We start from the raw sequence: 2574 nt of genomic DNA, 5'->3' as shown, positions 1-2574 counted from the left end.
TATCGACCGCGCGGTGGCGGCGGCGCGCCGCGCCTTCGAGGGACCGTGGAGCCGGTTCACCCCCAGCCAGCGGCAGAGCCTGCTGTGGAAGGTCGGTGACGCGCTGTTGGCGCGGGCCGAGGAGTTCGGCCAGCTGGAGTCCATCGACAACGGTAAGTCGGCGGCCATCGCCCAGGCGGTGGACGTGGTGTGGTCGGCCAACGTCTTCCACTACTACGCGGGCTGGGCCACGAAGATCGAGGGCCGGACCATCACCCCGTCGGTGCCGTGGCTGCCGGGTTCCGAATGGCACGCCTACACGCTGCGCGAGCCGGTCGGCGTGTGCGGGCAGATCGTCCCGTGGAACTTCCCGCTGCTGATGGCCACATGGAAGATCGCGCCCGCGCTGGCCACCGGTAACACCGTCGTGCTCAAGCCCGCCGAGCAGACGCCGCTGACCGCCCTGCTGCTCGGGGAGATCTTCTGCGAACTCGGCTTCCCTGCGGGCGTCGTCAACATCGTCACGGGGTTCGGTGACGCGGGCGCCGAGCTGGCCGCGCACGACGACGTCGACAAGATCGCTTTCACGGGTTCCACCGAGGTCGGCAAGAAGATTGTCGGGGCTGCGAGGGGGAACCTGAAGAAGGTGTCCCTGGAGCTCGGCGGAAAGAGCCCCAACATCGTCTTCGCCGACGCCGATCTGGAGTCCGCGATCGCGGGTTCGGCGAATGCCTGGCTGTTCAACCACGGCCAGTGCTGCGTGGCTGGCACACGGCTGTTCGTCGAGGACTCGATCTTCGAGGAATTCATGCAGGGCGTCGCCGAGTTCGCCAGCCAGGTCAAGGTCGGCCCGGGCCTCGATCCGACCTCGCAGCTGGGGCCGCTGGTGTCCCAGGAGCAGCTGGACCGGGTGACCGGTTACCTCGATCAGGGGCGGGCCGACGGTGCGCGGGCCCTGACCGGCGGCAGGCGCATCGGCGACACCGGGTACTACGTCGAGCCGACCGTGCTGGTCGATGTCCGCGACGACATGAGCGTCGTGCGGGAGGAGATCTTCGGCCCGGTCGTGGCGGCGTTGCCGTTCAGTGTGGCGGACGGTCCGGTCGCCGCCGCGAACAACTCCGAATTCGGGTTGGCGGCCGGGATCTGGACCAGGGACATCTCCAGGGCGCACCGGCTGGCCAAGCAACTCAAGGCCGGCAGTGTGTGGATCAACTCCTACAACGCGTTCGACGCCGCGATCCCGTTTGGCGGTTACAAGCAGTCCGGGTGGGGACGCGAGCTCGGCGAGGCCGCGCTCGAGCTCTACACCCAGACCAAGGCCGTGAACATCCAGCTCTGACCATTTGCGAAGGAGTCACCCAATGAAGACGAAAGCCGCGGTACTGACCGGTTTCCACAAGCCGTTCGAGATCGTCGAGCTCGACCTGGACGGCCCGGGCGAGGGCGAGGTCCTGATCCGCTTCGTCGCGGCCGGGCTGTGCCATTCCGACCTGCACCTGTCCGACGGGGACCTGCCACCGCGCTTCCCGATCGTCGGCGGGCACGAGGGTGCCGGCATCATCGAGGAGGTCGGTCCCGGGGTCACCAGGGTCAAGCCGGGCGACCACGTGGTGTGCAGCATGATCCCGAACTGCGGGCACTGCCGGTACTGCGCCACCGGCCGGCAGAACCTGTGCGACATGGGCGCCACCATCCTGGACGGCCACATGCCCGACGGCACGTTCCGCTTCCACCACGGCGGCGAGGACTTAGGCGCCATGTGCATGCTCGGCACGTTCTCCCAGTACTCGACGATCTCCCAGAACTCGGCCGTCAAGGTCGACGAGTCGATCCCGCTGGAGACCGCGGCGCTGGTCGGCTGCGGCGTGCCGACCGGGTGGGGCACGGCCGTGTACGAGGGCAACGTCCGGGTCGGCGACACCACGGTGATCTATGGCGTCGGCGGACTCGGCGCCAACACCGTGCAGGGCGCTGTGCTCGCTGGCGCCAAGCACGTCGTGGTGGTGGACCCGAACCCGTTCAAGCGGGACACCGCGCTGAAGTTCGGCGCCACACACGCCTTCGCCGCCGCCGAGGAGGCGCGCAAGGCGGTCACCGAGCTGACCCGCGGGCAGGGCGCCGACCAGGCGCTCATCCTGGTTGGCACGGTCGACGAGGCGGTCGTGCAGGCCGCGTTCGACATCATCGGCAAGGGCGGCACGGTCGTGGTCACCGGGCTGGCCAACCCGGAGAAGCTGACCGTGCACGTCTCCGGCGCGGTGCTCACCCTGTGGGAGAAGACGATCAAGGGCTCGCTGTTCGGCGGCTGCAACCCGCAGTACGACATCGTCAAGCTGCTCGGGCTCTACCAGGCCGGCCAGCTCAAGCTGGACGAGCTGATCACCCAGAAGTACCGGCTGGACGAGGTGAACCAGGGCTACCAGGACCTGGTCGACGGCAAGAACATCCGGGGCGTCCTCGTCCACGAGCACTGAACCGGCTCCAAGTCGTCGGTGTGCCCGGGTCTCACATCCGGGCATACCGATTTTCTCTCGTTGCACGACAACGGGTTCTTCTACAGGACGCCCGCCTGGCGCGCGGCGTGGACCGCGG

General features: G+C 68.3%; 2 protein-coding genes. Both read left to right on the top strand.

The features are described from left to right. Positions 1 to 1321, top strand: a 1321-nt coding sequence (locus DD1DGNOD_RS15630) for an aldehyde dehydrogenase family protein (protein WP_131770457.1), incomplete at its 5' end; no start/stop codon positions are given. 22 nt (positions 1322 to 1343) lie between these two features. Next, entirely contained in the window at positions 1344 to 2456 is a 1113-nt protein-coding gene (locus DD1DGNOD_RS15625) for an NDMA-dependent alcohol dehydrogenase (RefSeq protein WP_131770456.1), read from the top strand. Positions 2457 to 2574: the final 118 nt, after the last annotated feature.

The sequence above is a fragment of the Candidatus Protofrankia californiensis genome (assembly GCF_900634765.1).
Lineage (GTDB): Bacteria > Actinomycetota > Actinomycetes > Frankiales > Frankiaceae > Protofrankia > Protofrankia californiensis.
Note: the sequence above shows the minus strand (reverse complement) of the source record. Positions and strands in the feature narration are given on the sequence as shown.